At 38.6% G+C, this 492-nt stretch carries 1 pseudogene; it reads right to left on the bottom strand.

The annotated features are described in order from the left end of the window. Nucleotides 1-253: pseudogene (locus HC175_RS17790) on the bottom strand (amidinotransferase); the annotation flags it as partial. Between the last annotated feature and the right edge of the window lie 239 nt (nt 254-492).

Below are 492 nucleotides of genomic sequence, written 5' to 3' on the forward strand. Positions count from 1 at the left end.
GGGTAAAGATCTGGTTAAGGTCTTTTACCAGTTGCGGACGGTAAACTTTTACGTCATATTTCTCAAGCACCTCCCTAACTGCCTCAATTTCTTTCACCATATCTTCGTCTGTAGGATAAGTTCCTGCTTCAATATGTTCGGCAGATTTTGGATCGTAGGCATTTTCCAGCTCCGGTACCGGCCCCGGACTCTCGGCGGTACCAAGAACTACCGCTCTTAAGCGGGAAGTTTCGTTCTTAATATTCAGTTTCATAAAACCCAAATTTGCTGCAAATATAGGAAAAGGATTTGTCTGATTTTAAAGCCTGAGGAGGCTTATATTTTTATTTTTTCCTGCTTTTCCTTTTATTTATAATTACTAAAATCTGTTTTTCTATTTTTGTTTACAAACCAGAAGGAAGTCCACTGCTAATTTCCTCAAAGGAAACAGCAGATACTTTGATCAACGCCCTTGTTACGAGCTTCAGAGATTAAATTTTTCCATGTTAGATT

This window comes from Salinimicrobium oceani (assembly GCF_012037645.1).